Source organism: Streptomyces sp. NBC_00878 (assembly GCF_026341515.1).
In the GTDB taxonomy this organism is placed as follows: domain Bacteria; phylum Actinomycetota; class Actinomycetes; order Streptomycetales; family Streptomycetaceae; genus Streptomyces.
In genome coordinates, this window is sequence record NZ_JAPEOK010000001.1 from 8,090,526 (window position 1) to 8,106,911 (window position 16,386).

General features: G+C 69.4%; 14 protein-coding genes. 6 read left to right on the forward strand and 8 right to left on the reverse strand.

The window, feature by feature from the left end; genetic code table 11:
* Positions 1 to 80: 80 nt before the first annotated feature.
* On the reverse strand, positions 81 to 1,202 hold the full coding sequence (locus OHA11_RS35075; RefSeq protein ID WP_266503178.1) for a mechanosensitive ion channel family protein: 1,122 nt from the start codon (positions 1,200 to 1,202) through the stop codon (positions 81 to 83).
* A 122-nt stretch (positions 1,203 to 1,324) separates the two neighbouring features.
* Between OHA11_RS35075 and OHA11_RS35080 the strand changes: the two genes are divergently transcribed.
* Positions 1,325 to 1,894, forward strand: coding sequence for a dienelactone hydrolase family protein (locus OHA11_RS35080; protein ID WP_266503181.1), 570 nt, complete (start codon positions 1,325 to 1,327; stop codon positions 1,892 to 1,894).
* Positions 1,895 to 2,016: 122 nt separating this feature from the next.
* Here OHA11_RS35080 and OHA11_RS35085 read toward each other — a convergent pair whose 3' ends face one another.
* The 4 genes from OHA11_RS35085 to OHA11_RS35100 form a co-directional block, all read right to left on the reverse strand.
* Positions 2,017 to 3,675 (reverse strand): alkaline phosphatase, encoded by a 1,659-nt coding sequence (locus OHA11_RS35085; protein WP_266503183.1) that lies wholly within the window; start codon positions 3,673 to 3,675, stop codon positions 2,017 to 2,019.
* Positions 3,676 to 3,807: 132 nt separating this feature from the next.
* Positions 3,808 to 4,608, reverse strand: coding sequence for a DsbA family protein (locus tag OHA11_RS35090; protein ID WP_266503184.1), 801 nt, complete (start codon positions 4,606 to 4,608; stop codon positions 3,808 to 3,810).
* A gap of 46 nt (positions 4,609 to 4,654) precedes the next feature.
* Positions 4,655 to 5,338 (reverse strand): hypothetical protein, encoded by a 684-nt coding sequence (locus OHA11_RS35095; protein WP_266503186.1) that lies wholly within the window; start codon positions 5,336 to 5,338, stop codon positions 4,655 to 4,657.
* Between the two features lie 102 nt (positions 5,339 to 5,440).
* Positions 5,441 to 6,769 (reverse strand): DUF2252 domain-containing protein, encoded by a 1,329-nt coding sequence (locus OHA11_RS35100; RefSeq protein ID WP_266503187.1) that lies wholly within the window; start codon positions 6,767 to 6,769, stop codon positions 5,441 to 5,443.
* A gap of 248 nt (positions 6,770 to 7,017) precedes the next feature.
* Here OHA11_RS35100 and dnaE point away from each other — a divergent pair, with 248 nt between their 5' ends.
* Complete coding sequence (dnaE, locus tag OHA11_RS35105; RefSeq protein WP_266503189.1) at positions 7,018 to 10,557, forward strand: DNA polymerase III subunit alpha; 3,540 nt, start codon at positions 7,018 to 7,020, stop codon at positions 10,555 to 10,557.
* A gap of 96 nt (positions 10,558 to 10,653) precedes the next feature.
* Here the strand turns inward: dnaE and OHA11_RS35110 are convergent, their stop codons facing one another.
* Complete coding sequence (locus OHA11_RS35110; RefSeq protein ID WP_266503190.1) at positions 10,654 to 10,833, reverse strand: hypothetical protein; 180 nt, start codon at positions 10,831 to 10,833, stop codon at positions 10,654 to 10,656.
* Between the two features lie 224 nt (positions 10,834 to 11,057).
* On the opposite strand from OHA11_RS35110, the gene OHA11_RS35115 reads away from it, so the two are divergent.
* From OHA11_RS35115 to OHA11_RS35130, 4 genes are all read left to right on the forward strand, one after another.
* Complete coding sequence (locus tag OHA11_RS35115) at positions 11,058 to 12,290, forward strand: NYN domain-containing protein (protein ID WP_266503192.1); 1,233 nt, start codon at positions 11,058 to 11,060, stop codon at positions 12,288 to 12,290.
* 203 nt (positions 12,291 to 12,493) lie between these two features.
* A complete protein-coding gene (locus OHA11_RS35120; protein ID WP_266503194.1) occupies positions 12,494 to 13,525 on the forward strand; it encodes an ABC transporter ATP-binding protein in 1,032 nt (343 codons plus the stop codon).
* A 70-nt stretch (positions 13,526 to 13,595) separates the two neighbouring features.
* Positions 13,596 to 14,438: an ABC transporter permease gene (locus OHA11_RS35125; RefSeq protein ID WP_266503195.1), complete on the forward strand. Its 843-nt coding sequence runs from the start codon at positions 13,596 to 13,598 to the stop codon at positions 14,436 to 14,438.
* Positions 14,439 to 14,472: 34 nt separating this feature from the next.
* Positions 14,473 to 15,114 (forward strand): AAA family ATPase, encoded by a 642-nt coding sequence (locus OHA11_RS35130; protein ID WP_266503198.1) that lies wholly within the window; start codon positions 14,473 to 14,475, stop codon positions 15,112 to 15,114.
* Between the two features lie 150 nt (positions 15,115 to 15,264).
* Here OHA11_RS35130 and ybaK read toward each other — a convergent pair whose 3' ends face one another.
* On the reverse strand, positions 15,265 to 15,765 hold the full coding sequence (ybaK, locus tag OHA11_RS35135) for a Cys-tRNA(Pro) deacylase (RefSeq protein ID WP_266503200.1): 501 nt from the start codon (positions 15,763 to 15,765) through the stop codon (positions 15,265 to 15,267).
* A gap of 120 nt (positions 15,766 to 15,885) precedes the next feature.
* Positions 15,886 to 16,284, reverse strand: a complete 399-nt coding sequence (locus OHA11_RS35140) for a hypothetical protein (protein WP_266503202.1) — start codon at positions 16,282 to 16,284, stop codon at positions 15,886 to 15,888.
* Between the last annotated feature and the right edge of the window lie 102 nt (positions 16,285 to 16,386).

The following is a 16,386-nucleotide window of genomic DNA, read 5'->3' on the forward strand; positions in this document are numbered from 1 at the left end:
CCGGTGGGGGCTTGTCGCGCAGTTCCCCGCGCCCCTTTGGGGCGCCCTCGTCCAGCCACGCTCTCGTGAATCCCGCTGATTCAGCCCCGGCCCGTCCTCGGCGGTTCCACGGCTCGGCCTCGGGTTGTTCTCTGGGGGCGGCCGTCGTTGGCGTTCGGTTGGGAGCTCGGTGGGAGGACCGCGTCGGCCGTGTTGACGCGCGGCAGCGCGTAGGGGTGGTGGGCGGTCAGCCAGCGGATCATCTGTTCGCGGACGGTGACGCGGACCGTCCAGATGTCGTCCGCGTCCTTCGCGGTGACCAGCGCGCGTACCTCGATGGTGCTGGGGGTCGCGTCGGTGACGGCGAGGCCGTAGTCGCGGCCGTCCCAGGCGGGGCACTCGCGGAGGATGTCGCGGAGCTTGTCCCGCATCTCCTCGACGGGCGCGCTGTGGTCCAGGTGGAAGAAGACGGTGCCGGTCATCTGCACGCCGCCGCGGGACCAGTTCTCGAACGGCTGGGACGTGAAGTACGAGACCGGCATGGTGATCCGGCGCTCGTCCCAGGTGCGGACGGTCAGGAAGGTCAGGGTGATCTCGTCGACCGTGCCCCATTCGCCGTCCACCACGACCGTGTCGCCGATGCGCACCATGTCGCCGAAGGCGATCTGCAGCCCCGCGAACATGTTGCTGAGCGTGGACTGCGCGGCCACACCGGCGACGATGCCGAGGATGCCGGCCGAGGCGAGCAGGGAGGCGCCGGCCGCGCGCATCGCGGGGAACGTCAGCAGCATCGCGGCGACCGCGACCACGCCGACGATCGCCGACACCACCCGCTGGATCAGCGTCACCTGCGTACGGACCCGGCGGACCCTGGCCGGGTCGCGGTGGGTGTTGGCGAAGCGGGAGTACGAGGAGTCGACGACCGCCGTCGCGATACGCACCACCAGCCAGGCCGTGGAGCCGATGAGGACCAGCGTCAGGGCCTGGCCGATCCCGGCGGAGTGGTCGACGGCGATCTCGGCCTGGTCGTACGACCCTCTCAGCAGCGCCGTGCACAACACGACCTGCAGTGGCAGGCGGCAACGGCGCAGCAGGCCCCACAGGGGGACCCCCTGGTGGCGCTGGTCGGCACGTTTCAGCAGCAGGTCGGCGATCCAGCCGACGATCAGCGTCAGTACGAGCGAGCCGCCGACGACGATCAGCGGGCGCAGCACGTTCTCCATGCCCTTGACCGTAACCGGCCGGGGGCCGTCATGAACATGTGGTCTCGCCCCAGCTGCCCGTAGTCCGTCACCCGGTCCCGCCCAGCCCCGGCGTTGTCAGTCGTGGCTGGCACCATGGGCTCATGAACATCATGCTCTTCCATTCGACCTACGGGCTGCGGCCAGCGGTGCGCGACGCGGCGCACCGGCTGCGCGCAGCGGGACACGAGGTGTGGACGCCCGATCTCTTCGAGGGGCGCATCTTCGAGACCGTCGAGGAGGGCAGGGACTTCAAGGACGAGCTCGGCAAGGAGGAGCTGCTGAAGCGCGCGATCCTGGCCGCGGCTCCGTACTCGGAGCGGGGGCTCGTGTACGCGGGGTTCTCGCTCGGCGCGGCGACCGCCCAGACCCTGGCGCTCGGCGACGACAAGGCCCGCGGACTGCTGCTCCTGCACGGCACGTCCGACATCGCGGAGACCGCCACGGTGGACGAACTGCCGGTCCAGCTGCACGTCGCGGAGCCGGACGCCTTCGAGCCCGACGACTGGCTGAGCGCCTGGTATCTCCAGATGGGGAGGGCGGGGGCCGACGTGGAGATCTACAGATACGCGGGAGCCGGGCACCTCTACACCGACCCCGGTCTGCCGGACTACGACAAGGAGGCCGCCGAGGCCACCTGGCGGGTGGCGCTCGGCTTCCTCGACAGCCTGTAGAGCGGCTGTATTCCGGCTGTAGCCCGGCGGCAACTGGCTCCGTCCCGTCGGCGCGGGATCACCGGGTCGTACACCCGCTCGGACCGGGTCGTACACCCGCTCAGACTGGCTCGTACACCTGCTCAGACCGGGTCGTACACCCGCTCCACCTTCTGCGTGCCGCTGCGCGTGCGGTACGAACGGGCCCAGGACGTCGTCGCGTTCGCGGACGTGCGGTCGGACAGGACGTAGTAGTCCATCTGCGCCCGCTCGGCGGTGAGGTCCAGGACGCCGTAGCCGTGGCGGTCGGTGTCGACCCACTGGACGTGCCGGTTGGCGGCCCGGATCAGCGGTGAGGCGAGGGCGGAGACCGTGCCCTGCGGGACCTTGACGAGGTCGTCGAGGTTGTCGGAGGTGACCGACGTGACGACGAACTCGGTGGCGGCGGAGGCCGACAGCGGATACGTACCGGCGTTGTACGGCACGTCGTTGGCCCAGGCCATGTGGATGTCGCCGGTGAGGAAGACCGTGTTGCGGATCGCGTTGTCCCCCAGGTGCGCGAGCAGTTCGCGGCGGTCGTCGGTGTAGCCGTCCCACTGGTCGGTGTTGAGGGCCAGGCCCTCCTTGGGCAGGCCGAGCAGTTCGGCGAGCGGTTTCAGGAGCTCGGCGGAGAGCGAGCCGAGGGCGAACGGCGCGATCATGACGGAGTTGCCGACCAGCCGCCAGCTGGTGTCGGAGGACTTCAGGCCCGTCTTCAGCCAGTCCAGCTGGGCCCGGCCGGTGAGCGTACGGTTCGGGTCGTCCACCGAGCCGTTGCCGACCTTCACCTGCTGCGAGCGGTACGAGCGCAGGTCGAGCAGCGAGAGGTCGGCCAGCCTGCCGAAGCGCAGCCGCCGGTAGGTGGTCCCCTCGATCGCGGGCCGGACCGGCATCCACTCGAAGTAGGCCTGCTTGGCGGCCGACTGGCGTGCGGACCAGGTGCCCTCCGCGCCCTCGGTGTGGTTCTCGGCACCGCCCGACCAGGTGTCGTTGGCGAACTCGTGGTCGTCCCAGATCGCGATGACCGGGGCTGCTCCGTGCAGGGCCTGAAGGTCCGGGTCGGTCTTGTAACGGCCGTGCCGGGTGCGGTAGTCGGCGAGGGTGACGATCTCGTGCGCGGGAGCGTGCGGGCGTACGACGGTGTCGCGCGTCCCGTACTCGCCGGTGCCGTATTCGTAGATGTAGTCGCCCAGGTGCAGCCAGGCGTCCAGGTCGCCGCGCGCGGCCAGGTGCCGGTACGCGGAGAAGTAGCCCGCCTCCCAGTTGGCGCAGGACACCACGCCGAAGCGCATCCCCGCTACGGCCGCGTCGTGGGCGGGGGCGGTGCGGGTGCGGGCGGCCGGTGAGTCGGTGCCGCCGCTGGAGAAGCGGAACCAGTAGGCCGTGGCGGGCTTCAGGCCGCGGATGTCGGCCTTGACGGTGTGGTCGGAGGCGGCGGTCGCGGTGGTGGAGCCCTTGGCGACGATGTTCGTGAACGCCTTGTCCGTGGCCACGGTCCAGCCGACCTCGATGTCGGGGCCGAGCCCGGAGCCGGGTACCGCCTCGGGTGTGGGCGTCACCCGGGTCCACAGCAGGACGCCGTCCGGCAGCGGGTCACCGGAGGCGATGCCGTGCAGGAAGGCGGGGGCCGCGGCGGCGCGGGCCGGCAGCGCGGCGGCCAGCGGGGCCCCGAGCACGGCGGTCGCGGCGGCCGCCTTGACGACCGTACGGCGGCGCGGGGCGGGGGAGTTGGGGCCGGAGTGGGATCTGATGCGACTGGTCACGGCCGACCAGATTACTGACGGGTAGCGCTTTCGGTAAGGCAGAAGACGTGAAAGGCGGGCGAACCGGGAAGAGTTCGCCCGCCCTTTTGCCGTGCGTTACTTGTGCTACTCGCGTTACTCGCGTGATGGGCGCTACTTGGTGACGCCCGCGTCCTTGAGCGCCTTCTCCCAGTCGGCGACGGTGCTCGGGTTCTTGACCACCTTGTCGTTGATCTTGATGGTCGGCGTCGAGTCGACACCATCGGCGTCGTCGAAGGACTTGCTCATCTTCATCGCCCAGGCGTCGTACGTGCCCTTCTCGACGGCGTCCTGGAACTTCTTGTTGTTCTTCAGCGCGTCCACCGTGTTCGCCACCTTGATCAGGTAGCTGTCCTTGGCGAGGTCGTCGGTCGACTCCTCCGGGTGGTACTTCGTCGAGTACAGCGCGGTCTTGTACTGCAGGAACGCCTCGGTGCTGATGTTCAGCGCGGCGCCGAGCGCGCTCACCCCGTTCTTCGAACCCTCGCCGCCGAGGTTGCCGTCGAGGAACGTGCCGAGCGTGAAGGACAGCTTGTAGTCGCCGTCCGCCATGCCCTTGTTGACGGTCTCGCCGACGGTCTGCTCGAAGGAGGCGCAGGCCGGGCAGCGCGGGTCTTCGTAGAGGTGGATCGTGTTCTTGGTCTTGGAGTCGCCGATGACGACGGTCGTGCCGTTCGTGCCACTGGTGTTGGCGGGAGCGACGACCTTCGCGTCGGCGGCCGCGTCCCACTTCGAGGGCTCGTTGTTCTGTACGACGGCGTAGCCGATGCCGCCGGCTATCGCGAGAACCGCGACGATCGAACCGGCGACGATGACCTGCCGCCTGACCTTGTCGCGCTTGGCCTGACGCTCGCGCTCGACGCGCAGCCGCTCGCGGGCCGCCGCCTTCGAGGCCTGGCTGTTCCTCTTGCTCATGATGGTGTTCTCCGTGGTGATGGCAGGTGTAGGGGGACTGGCGTGCTCAGGCGAAAGCGGCCGAGCACGGCGGTCCACGCCGTCCCAGGGAGTGCGCGAAGAGGCGCGTACGCGTGGCGGCGACCCGGCGCGTGGGGCGCAGCAGCCGGCGTACGGGAGTGCGGTGCACGGTCACCGCGGCGACCGCGATCAGCAGCGGCCGGAAGGTGGCCGCGGCCACCGCGGCCAGGAGCTGGGCCAGGGCCCGCTCACCGCGGCGCAGCCAGGCGGCCGCGAGCAGACCCACGCCGACGTGCGCGCCGAGCAGCAGCCAGGCGGCGCGCGGGTCGGCGTTCGCGAGCAGGGTCGCGGCGGGCGGGGTGTCGCCGCCGGTGACCCGCGCCAGCGGGGTGCCGAACTCCCCGCCGCACAGGACGTCGAAGCCGACCGAGCGCAACGGGCCCGTGACCGGGCCGCCCGCCTTGCCGTAGCAGGCGTGCTGGCCCGTGGTGAACAGTGTGTCGGCCGCCAGCTCCAGCGGGATCAGCAGGGCGGCGATCCGCCCGAAGCCGCGCTCGCGGCCCGCCAGCGCGTACGCGACGACGAAGACGGCGGCCGCGAGCGCGGCCACGGTGGTCAGCGGTAGCGGGACCCGGGACAGCAGCACGTGCGACGCGGTGCTGAGCGTCACGACGAGTGCCGTGAACAGCGCCGCGCGCACGGCTCTGAGCTGGGTCCCGGATATGTCCATAACGGAGGAGAGTGTCCCACGTACTCCTGTAAGAGGTCCCTAAAGGGTTCCTGTGCGTTGTGCGATGCCCACGGACCTGGAAGGCCTACAGACCTGGAATGCCTACAGGCCCGGAATTCGGCCGTTACGGAACAGGTCCACGAAGATCTGGTGGTCCGCACGCGCGCGTGCGCCGTATTCATGCGCGAAGTCGACAAGAAGGTCGCCGAAGTTGTCCTCGTCGCCCGCGATCGCCGCGTCGATGGCGCGCTCCGTGGAGAACGGCACCAGCTCCGAGTGGCCGCTCTCGTCGTCCGCCGCCGCGTGCATCGTGGCGGTGGACCGGCCGAGGTCCGCGACGACCGCCGCGATCTCCTCCGGGTCGTCGATGTCGCCCCAGTCCAGGTCCACCGCGTACGGCGAGACCTCGGCGACGAGCTGGCCCGCGCCGTCCAGCTCGGTCCAGCCCAGCCACGGGTCCGCGTGCGCCTGGAGGGCGCGCTGGGAGATCACCGTGCGGTGGCCCTCGTGCTGGAAGTACTCACGGATCGAGGAGTCCGTGATGTGCCGGGAGACGGCCGGGGTCTGGGCCTGCTTGATGTAGATCACCACATCGTTCTCCAGGGCGTCGGTGGCGCCCTCCAGAAGGATGTTGTACGAGGGCAGCCCCGCCGAGCCGATGCCGATACCGCGGCGGCCCACGACGTCCTTCACGCGGTACGAGTCGGGGCGGGAGAGGGACGCCTCCGGCAGCGTCTCCAGGTAGCCGTCGAAGGCGGCCAGCACCTTGTAGCGCGTGGCCGCGTCCAGCTCGATGGAGCCGCCGCCCGGCGCGAAGCGGCGCTCGAAGTCGCGGATCTCGGTCATCGAGTCGAGCAGCCCGAAGCGGGTCAGCGAGCGGGCGTCACGCAGCGCGTCCAGGAGCGGGCCCTGCGCGGTGTCCAGCGTGAAGGGCGGCACCTCGTCGCTCTTGGCGCCCGTCGCGAGGGCGTGGATCCGCTCGCGGTAGGCGGCCGCGTACGTCCGGACGAGATCGGAGATCTGCCCGTCGCTCAGCGCCTTCGCGTAGCCGATCAGGGCCACGGAGGCCGCGAGGCGCTTGAGGTCCCAGGTGAAGGGGCCGACATACGCCTCGTCGAAGTCGTTCACGTTGAAGATCAGGCGGCCCTGGGCGTCCATGTACGTGCCGAAGTTCTCCGCGTGCAGGTCGCCGTGGATCCACACGCGCGAGGTGCGCTCGTCCAGGTACGGTCCGCCCCGCTTCTCCTGCTCCAGGTCGTGGTAAAAGAGCCCCGCCGTGCCGCGGTAGAAGGCGAACGCCGAGGCCGCCATCTTCCGGAACTTCACGCGGAACGCGGCCGGGTCGGCGGCCAGCAGTTCGCCGAAGGCGGTGTCGAATACGGCGAGGATCTGTTCGCCGCGTTGCTCGGCGCTGAGCTGCGGAACCGACATCGCTGGGTGCCTCCTGGTGCAGGTGGTGCATGACGTGTGGGACGGAAAGGGCAGTCCGCCGGAACGGATGTCTCCGTCATCTTCCAACGGACGAAGGTATCCGGGAGTGCCCGTTTTCCCCGTATGAAGGTACGGGGGAGACCGCTCCGAGTGTCAGTGCTCCGGCATAGACTTCGTCGCTGTCCCCCAGACTGTCCGCAGCCTGTTGGGAAGCTCGTCGACGCCAGTTCTTCTTGGAGGCCGAAGCCGTGTCAAAGCCGCCGTTCACGCACCTGCACGTCCATACCCAGTACTCGTTGCTGGACGGTGCCGCGCGGCTGAAGGACATGTTCAACGCGTGCAATGAGATGGGCATGACGCACATCGCGATGTCGGACCACGGCAACCTGCACGGGGCGTACGACTTCTTCCACACGGCGAAGAAGGCGGGGGTGACGCCGATCATCGGGATCGAGGCGTATGTCGCCCCGGAGTCGCGGCGGAACAAGCGGAAGATCCAGTGGGGTCAGCCGCACCAGAAGCGGGACGACGTGTCCGGTTCGGGTGGTTACACGCACAAGACGATCTGGGCGGCGAACAGGACCGGTCTGCACAACCTTTTCCGGCTGTCCTCGGACGCGTACGCGGAGGGCTGGCTGCAGAAGTGGCCGCGGATGGACAAGGAGACCATCTCCCAGTGGTCGGAGGGGCTGATTGCCTCCACGGGTTGTCCGTCGGGTGAGTTGCAGACGCGGTTGCGTCTGGGCCAGTTCGACGAGGCGGTGAAGGCGGCCTCGGAGTACCAGGACATTTTCGGCAAGGACCGGTATTTCCTGGAGTTGATGGATCACGGGATCGACATCGAGCGGCGGGTCCGTGACGATCTGCTGCGGGTGGGCAAGAAGCTGGGCATCCCGCCGCTGGTGACGAACGACTCGCACTACACGTACGCGCACGAGGCGACCGCGCACGACGCGTTGCTGTGCATCCAGACGGGCAAGAACCTCTCGGACCCGGACCGTTTCCGCTTCGACGGGACCGGTTATTACCTGAAGTCCACGGACGAGATGTACGCGGTGGACTCTTCGGAGGCCTGGCAGGAGGGGTGTGCGAACACCCTGTTGGTGGCCGAGCAGATCGACACGTCCGGCATGTTCGAGGCGAAGAACCTCATGCCGAAGTTCGAGATCCCCGACGGCTTCACCGAAGTCACCTGGTTCCAGGAGGAGGTCCGCCTCGGGATGGAGCGCCGCTTCCCCGGCGGCGTCCCCGACGACCGCCAGAAGCAGGCGGAGTACGAGATGGACGTCATCATCCAGATGGGGTTCCCGGGGTACTTCCTCGTGGTCGCCGACTTCATCATGTGGGCCAAGAAGCAGGGCATCGCGGTCGGCCCGGGCCGTGGTTCCGCGGCCGGCTCGATCGTCGCGTACGCCATGGGCATCACCGACCTCGACCCGATCCCGCACGGCCTGATCTTCGAGCGGTTCCTGAACCCCGAGCGTGTCTCCATGCCCGACGTCGACATCGACTTCGACGAGCGTAGGCGCGTCGAGGTGATCAGGTATGTGACGGAGAAGTACGGCGCCGACAAGGTCGCCATGATCGGCACGTACGGAAAGATCAAGGCGAAGAACGCCATCAAGGACTCCGCGCGCGTGCTGGGTTATCCGTACGCGATGGGTGACCGGCTCACCAAGGCCATGCCCGCCGACGTCCTCGGCAAGGGCATCGACCTGAACGGCATCACGGACCCCAAGCACCCGCGTTACAGCGAGGCGGGCGAGATCCGGGGGATGTACGAGAACGAGCCGGACGTGAAGAAGGTCATCGACACCGCGAAGGGTGTCGAGGGGCTGGTCCGGCAGATGGGTGTGCACGCGGCCGGCGTGATCATGTCCAGTGAGCCCATCGTCGACCACGCCCCGATCTGGGTGCGGCACACCGACGGCGTGACCATCACGCAGTGGGACTACCCGCAGTGCGAGTCGCTCGGCCTGCTGAAGATGGACTTCCTCGGCCTGCGCAACCTCACGATCATGGACGACGCCATCAAGATGGTGAAGGCCAACAAGGGCATCGACCTGGAGATGCTCGCCCTCCCGCTGGACGACCCCAAGACCTTCGAACTGCTCTGCCGCGGTGACACCCTCGGTGTCTTCCAGTTCGACGGCGGCCCGATGCGCTCGCTGCTCCGCCAGATGCAGCCCGACAACTTCGAGGACATCTCCGCCGTCTCGGCCCTCTACCGGCCGGGCCCGATGGGCATGAACTCGCACATCAACTACGCGGAGCGCAAGAACAAGCGCCAGGAGATCACCCCGATCCACAAGGAGCTCGAGGAGCCGCTGGAGGAGGTCCTGGCGGTCACCTACGGCCTGATCGTGTACCAGGAGCAGGTGCAGAAGGCCGCCCAGATCATCGCCGGGTACTCGCTCGGCGAGGCCGACATCCTCCGCCGCGTGATGGGCAAGAAGAAGCCCGACGAACTGGCCAAGAACTTCGTCCTCTTCCAGAAGGGCGCCCGGGACAAGGGCTACAGCGACGAGGCGATCCAGGGCCTGTGGGACGTGCTGGTCCCCTTCGCCGGCTACGCCTTCAACAAGGCGCACTCCGCCGCGTACGGACTGGTGTCGTACTGGACGGCGTATCTGAAGGCGAATTACCCGGCCGAGTACATGGCCGCGCTGCTCACCTCGGTCAAGGACGACAAGGACAAGTCGGCGGTCTATCTGAACGAGTGCCGGCGCATGCGCATCAAGGTGCTGCCGCCGAACGTCAACGAGTCCGAGCAGAACTTCGCCGCTCAGGGCGACGACGTGATCCTGTTCGGCCTCTCCGCCGTCCGCAACGTCGGTACGAACGTGGTGGAGTCGATCATCCGCAGCCGTAAGGCCAAAGGGAAGTACGCCTCCTTCCCGGACTATCTCGACAAGGTCGAGGCGGTCGCCTGCAACAAGCGGACCACGGAGTCGCTGATCAAGGCGGGTGCGTTCGACACGATGGGGCACACCCGCAAGGGGCTGACCGCGCACTTCGAGCCGATGATCGACAACGTGGTGGCGGTCAAGCGCAAGGAGGCCGAGGGGCAGTTCGACCTGTTCGGCGGGATGGGCGAGGAGGACAACACCGAGCCCGGCTTCGGACTCGACGTGGAGTTCACCACCGACGAGTGGGACAAGGCCTATCTGCTCGCCCAGGAGCGGGAGATGCTCGGTCTGTACGTCTCCGACCACCCGCTGTTCGGTCTGGAGCACGTGCTGTCCGACAAGGCGGACGCGGGCATCAACCAGCTCACCGGCGGCGAGCACGCCGACGGCGCGGTCGTCACCATCGGCGGCATCATCTCCGGGCTCCAGCGCAAGATGACCAAGCAGGGCAACGCCTGGGCGATCGCCACCGTCGAGGACCTCGCGGGCTCGATCGAGTGCATGTTCTTCCCGGCCACCTACCAGTTGGTGTCGACCCAACTCGTCGAGGACACGGTGGTGTTCGTCAAGGGACGCCTCGACAAGCGCGAGGACGTGCCCCGCCTCGTCGCGATGGAACTCCAGGTCCCGGACGTGTCGAACGCGGGCACCAACGCGCCCGTGATCCTCACCATCCCGGCGCTGAAGGTCACCCCGCCCATGATCAGCCGGCTCGGCGAGATCCTCAGCCACCACAGGGGCGAGAGCGAGGTGCGGATCAGGCTCCAGGGCCCGAGCAAGACCACGGTGCTGCGGCTCGACCGGCACCGGGTGAAGCCGGACCCCGCACTGTTCGGTGACTTGAAAGTGCTGCTCGGACCGTCCTGCCTGGCGGGGTGAACCGGACACCGAGGTGCGAGAGGGGCGCATCCGTGACGGATGCGCCCCTCGTCGCGTACAGGGCTTCAGCAGCCCTCAACCAGCTTCACGCGGGCCTCAGTTGTGGCCGAAGCGCTTCTGGTGCTTGCGGGCAACATGGGCGGGGCTGCCCTCGGCCTGCGACATCGGCGACTGCTGCGCCTCCGCCGAGGACCGGTCTGCCTGCTCCTGCGCACGCTCTGCCTGCGAGGAGCGGTCCTGCTGCCCGCCCTGCTTGCGGTTCTTGTTCTTGGCCATGGTGATCTGCCTCCTACGGGGGATCTCGGGGCCAGGGCCGGGACCAGACTCACATACAAGGATAAGGGGCGCATTTCGGAGAATTACCGTGCGTAATAAGCCCTGTCGGTGAGTGATATCCCGATCCGCCACGCCGAAGATCGAGTTCCGGCCGTTAACCTCCGCAGGGTCGGGCAGACTCGAAGGAAGCCCGAAGCAAACCTCCCGGAAAGAGGGTGGATCGCGTGGACCGCTGCATTGTCCTGGTGGACGCCGGGTACCTGCTCGGGGCTGCTGCCAGTCTTCTCGCCGGGGATTCCTCCCGCTCCCGGATCACCGTCGACCACGCCGCCCTCATCCAGGGCCTGCGCGAGCGCGCCGAGTCCGACACGGAACGGCCCCTGTTGCGCATCTACTGGTTCGACGGCGCCCCCGACCGCGTACCGCAGCCCGAGCACCGCCGCCTGCGGGTGATGCCGCGGGTCACGGTGCGCCTCGGTGCGCTGACCCGCAGCGACGGGCGCTGGGCACAGAAGGGCGTGGACGCCGCCATGCACGCCGAGCTCACGGAGCTGGCGCGCAACCGGGCCTGCTCCGACGTGGTGCTCGTGACCGGTGACGGGGATCTGCTGCCCGGCATGATGGCCGCGAAGGAGCACGGGGTCGCCGTGCATCTGTGGGCCGTGCAGGCGGCGGACGGCGACTACAACCAGTCCGAGGACCTTGTCGCCGAGGCCGACGAGCGGCGTGTTCTCGACCGCGCGTGGATCACCAAGGCCGTGCATGCCAAGGATCTCGGCGGGGTCTGCGCGCCGCCGCCCGCGCCGCGGCCCGAGATCGCGGCGATCCTCTCCGCGCCGCTGCCCGAGTCCGCGCCGGCCTCCGCGGGTGAGCGGGCCGCGCGGGAGGCCGAGCACGCGCAGGCCGCGCCCGGTGAGAACGGCACGGAGGAGCGGGTGCCGGCCGCCAAGGGTGGCGTCCCGACGCCGAAGGATCTGGCCGCCTTGCGCGCGCCCGGGGCGCATCCGCACCCGCATCCACATGCGCAGCCCGCGAACGCGACGCTTCGGTGGTCCTCCGACAAGGGGTGGGTCGACCGGCCCGGTACCGCCGCGGAGTCCGCCGAGGCCGCGCTGTTGCCGACGCTCGCGCAGCTCACGTCGGCGGAGCAGAGGTGGGCCGATCGTGAGGAGGACATCACGACGGTGGGCGGGGATCCGTACGAGGTGGGGCAGGTGTTCGCGCGGCGGTGGATGGGGCGGCTGTCGGACCAGACCCAGCTGCAGAAGCTGTCGACGATGTATCCGCGGGTGCCGCATCGCATTGACGGGGAGCTGTTGCGGTATGCGGCCCGGTTCGGGCTGCTTGCCCATAAGGACGATCAGATCGATGAGCATGATCGGTATGCGATTCGGGCGGGGTTCTGGCGGGAAATCGACGTACGGACCGCTGCCGAGCATGCTCCCGCAGGGGAGTAGGGGGTTGGCTGAGGTTGGCTTGCCGCCGCGGCCGGAAGGGTTGTGTGTTGGGTGCGGGTTGTGGGGGCTTGTCGCGCCCACGCGGCGGAGCCGCATATGTCACAGCCCCGCGCCCCTTTAGGGGCGCAGCCCTGCGCCCCTAAAGGGGCGTATGCCCGCCCCGGGCGTCGTCGGGGCGTCGGGACCCCGTACCCTCAGTCCTCGTGAGTACGCGCACCGCACAGGGAGTCCGGAACGGGCACGGTGGGGATGTCGTGTGCGCGGTACGGGATCTGACGAAGACCTATCCGGCGGTGCGCGGGCGGCGCGGAGTGCCCGGGACGCCCGAGGTGCGGGCCACCGACGGGGTACGGATCGACATCCGGCGCGGGGAGATCTTCGGGCTGCTCGGGCCGAACGGAGCAGGCAAGACCACCCTCGTACGGCAGCTGACGGGGCTGATGCGGCCCGACCGCGGCAGCGTCGAGATCCTCGGGCACGACATCGTGGCCCACCCCGAGCGGGCGGCGCGGATCCTCGCGTACCTCGGACAGGAGTCCACCGCGCTCGACGAGCTGACCGTGTCGCTCGCCGCGGAGACCACCGGGCGGCTGCGCGGGCTCGACGTACGTACCGCGCGGGCCGAGCGGGACACGGTCCTGGAGGAGCTGGGGCTCACCGCGCTCGCCTCGCGCCCGCTCAAGAAGCTGTCCGGCGGGCAGCGGCGGCTCGCCTGCTTCGCCACCACGCTCGTCGGCGCGCGGCCGTTCCTCGTCCTCGACGAGCCGACCACCGGCATGGACCCCGTCGCCCGCCGCGCCGTCTGGGCCGCCGTCGACCGGCGCCGGGCCGAGCACGCCACGACGGTCCTCCTGGTCACCCACAACGTCATCGAGGCGGAGACGGTCCTCGACCGAGTCGCCGTCCTGGACACGGGCCGTGTCATCGCCTGCGACACCCCCTCCGGGCTGAAGGAGCAGGTCGCCGGCGAGGTGCGCCTCGAACTCGTCTGGCGCGAGCGCGCGCCCCTCGACGTGCCCGAAGTCGCCGCTCTGCGCGACCGGGCCGTAGAGTCGGGCCGTCGCTGGTCGCTGCGGCTCGCCCCCGAGGAGGCCCGCGCGGCCGTTGCGGCCGTCACCGGCGGCGCCGCCTTCGCGGCCCTGGACGACTTCACGCTCGCCACCCCGAGCCTGGAAGACGTGTACCTGGCGCTGGGCGGCAGCGCCGGAAACGTACGGGGGTTGGTCAAGGCATGAGCGTGCGGGCCTCCACAGCCGTACGGAACAGGTACAGGACGACAGCCGAAGCGAACAGGAGCCGCTCGACGTGAGTGTCGTACCCGCCGAGGTCCTGCCCGGCGCAGCCCGCGCGAACGGGAACTCGGTTGTGGACGCCGAGGACGGAACCCGTGCCGCGGCCGGACTCGGGCCGCGCGCGAGGCTGTGGCCGGCGCTGGCCGCCGTCTACCGGGCGCAGCTCTCCCGGGCCCGGGTGGCCAGGATCCCGCTGCTGTTCGTGGCGACCTTCCAGTCCATCGGGATCATGGTCCTGATGCGCGGGGTCGTGGACGGCGGCGGCGAGGCGCGCTCCGTGGTGGCCGGCTCGTCGGTCCTCGTGGTCGCGTTCGTGGCGCTCAACCTGCTCGCCCAGTACTTCGGCCAGCTGCGCGCCAGCGGCGGCCTCGACCACTACGCGACGCTGCCCGTGCCGCCCGCCGCCGTCGTGCTGGGCGCCGCCGCCGCGTACGCCTCCTTCACCGTGCCCGGGACCTTCGTCACCGCCGTGGTCGGCTGCGTGCTCTTCGGGCTGCCGCTCACGCACCTGTGGATCCTCATCGCCGTCATCCCGCTCGCGGGCGCGGCGCTCGCCGGACTCGGAGCGGCGCTCGGACTGCTCGCCCCGCGGCCCGAACTGGCCACGCTGCTCGGTCAGTTGGGCATGTCCGCCGCTCTGCTGCTCGGGGTGCTGCCGCCGGACCGGCTGCCGACGGTCGTCCAGTACGCGCGTGACCTGCTGCCTTCCACGTACGGCGTCGAGGCCTTCGAGCTGACCTTCGCGGCGGACCCGGACTGGGGTGTCGTCCTGATCGACCTCGCCGTGTGCGCGGGCGTCGGTGTCGCCTCGCTGGCCGTCGCCACCTGGGCCTACCGTCGGGCTGCCGTCCGGTGACGCGACTGACAGCCAGGCCTGGCACGATGTGAGAGTGACCGCACCGCTGACTCCGCCACCTCCGCCGAATCACCAGCCTCCGCACCATGCCTGGCAGGCGCCGCCCCCCGGGTACGCGCTCGGTCATCAGGAGGACGGTCCCGGGATGAAGACCGAACTGCGAGAGGCCGCCGTCATCACGGTCGCGACCGCGCTCGGCGGGGTACTGCTCGGACTGCTGTGGTGCTGGCTGGCACCGCGTGTGCCGCTGTTCTCGGACGGCTCGGCGGTCTATCCCCGGGACCTGGAGGGGGAGCAGTCCATCGGAGTGGACGGCACCTTCACCCTGCTCGCGCTCGGCTTCGGCCTGGTCACCGCGGTGGTTGTCTTCCTCGTACGGCGTCGTGGCGGCATCCCGCTGATCGTCGCGCTCACCGTCGGCGGCATCCTCGCCTCGCTGATCGCCTGGCGCCTCGGCATCTGGCTCGGCCCCACCGAGGACGTGGTCGCCCACGCCAAGGAGGCGGGCAAGGGTGTCACCTTCGACGCCCCGCTGGTGCTCAACGCCAAGGGCGCCCTGCTCGCCTGGTCCTTCTCGGCCCTCCTGGTCCACCTGGGCCTGACGGCCCTGTTCGCCCCGAGGGACCCGGACCCGTACGACCAGCCCCAGCTTCCCGATGGCAACCCGCAGTCCTGACGGCCCCGGGTACGAAACGCTTCCTGGGGAGCGCCTACGCGGGCCGGTGTCCGTGGTTCGACCGGCCCTTCTTGACCCGCCACTTCCGCTTGCGCGTCTTCTTCGACATGCCCTCGGTGCTTAACCGAAAACCGGCCCCCCGTCGAGGGGTCACGCACGCCCGACGGGCGCCAGAACCGCTCCGGTCAGCTTCGCCAGGTCCTTCGGGGCCAGCTCCACCTCCAGGCCGCGGCGGCCCGCCGAGACACAGATCGTGGCGTGGGCGTCGGCCGAGGCGTCCACCACTGTGGTGAGCCGTTTGCGCTGGCCGAGTGGCGAGATTCCGCCACGGACGTAACCCGTGGTGCGCTCCGCCAGAGCGGGATCCGCCATCGCCGCGCGCTTGCCGCCGACCGCCGCAGCGAGCGCCTTCAGGTCCAGTGAGCCCGCCACCGGGACCACGGCGACCGTCAGCGTGCCGTCGACGTCCGCCACCAGGGTCTTGAAGACCCGGTCCGGAGAGACGCCCATCGCCTCGGCCGCCTCCTCGCCGTACGAGGGATGCGACGGATCGTGCTCGTAGGCGTGGACCGTGAACTCGACGCCCGCCGCGGTGAGCGCCACGGTCGCAGGCGTCCCGCCCGACTGCTGCTTCTTCGACTTCTTCGCCATGGGCCCGCATCATCCCAGACAGCCGAAACGCGGCCGCCCCCGCCCGAAACGGTGTCCGGGCGGGGGCGGCAGGCGACGGTCCTTGATCAGAGGCCGACCTTGGTCATAGGCCGACCTTGGTCAGCAGGTCGCCCACGGGGTCTCGAAGGTCCCCTGCCCGGAGACCTTGATCAGGCCCTTCCAGTCCACGTCGCACCGGTAGCTCATGTTCCAGGTGTTGACGGCCCGCTCATTGAGGCTGATGCTCTTCGTCCCGCCGTAGGTGGTGGTGCCTGCGGTGGTGGTGCGGTACCCGAGTTGCGCGCTGATCGTCGAGCCGCCGGTCTTCGTGTAGAAGACCTCGACGCGGCTGGGGCTCGTGTTCAGGGAGATGCAGAGCTGCCCGTTGCTCAGGCTCGTGCATTCGACCCGGTCCTGGATCGCCGCGTCCGTGGCCTCGGACGCGTGAGCGGGTGCGATCAAAAGCGTCGAACCGGCCGCCATACAGGCGGCGACGGTCAGTATGCTCCGACGGCTCATCCGGTTGTTCCCCCAACGCTGTGGTCATGTCCATGATCATGACCGTGGAGAGATGAGCATAAGTTTGATGATCGCGAGTTCTCCATGGGTTTTTGGCCATCC

What these genes read in the sequence shown, in the direction of transcription:
- OHA11_RS35080 (WP_266503181.1), top strand. Translation starts at nt 1,325, where the DNA reads ATGAACATCATGCTCTTCCATTCGACCTACGGGCTGCGGCCAGCGGTG.
- ybaK (WP_266503200.1), bottom strand. Translation starts at nt 15,765, where the DNA reads ATGGCGAAGAAGTCGAAGAAGCAGCAGTCGGGCGGGACGCCTGCGACC.
- OHA11_RS35095 (WP_266503186.1), bottom strand. Translation starts at nt 5,338, where the DNA reads ATGGACATATCCGGGACCCAGCTCAGAGCCGTGCGCGCGGCGCTGTTC.
- OHA11_RS35110 (WP_266503190.1), bottom strand. Translation starts at nt 10,833, where the DNA reads ATGGCCAAGAACAAGAACCGCAAGCAGGGCGGGCAGCAGGACCGCTCC.
- OHA11_RS35090 (WP_266503184.1), bottom strand. Translation starts at nt 4,608, where the DNA reads ATGAGCAAGAGGAACAGCCAGGCCTCGAAGGCGGCGGCCCGCGAGCGG.
- OHA11_RS35100 (WP_266503187.1), bottom strand. Translation starts at nt 6,769, where the DNA reads ATGTCGGTTCCGCAGCTCAGCGCCGAGCAACGCGGCGAACAGATCCTC.
- OHA11_RS35140 (WP_266503202.1), bottom strand. Translation starts at nt 16,284, where the DNA reads ATGAGCCGTCGGAGCATACTGACCGTCGCCGCCTGTATGGCGGCCGGT.
- OHA11_RS35075 (WP_266503178.1), bottom strand. Translation starts at nt 1,202, where the DNA reads ATGGAGAACGTGCTGCGCCCGCTGATCGTCGTCGGCGGCTCGCTCGTA.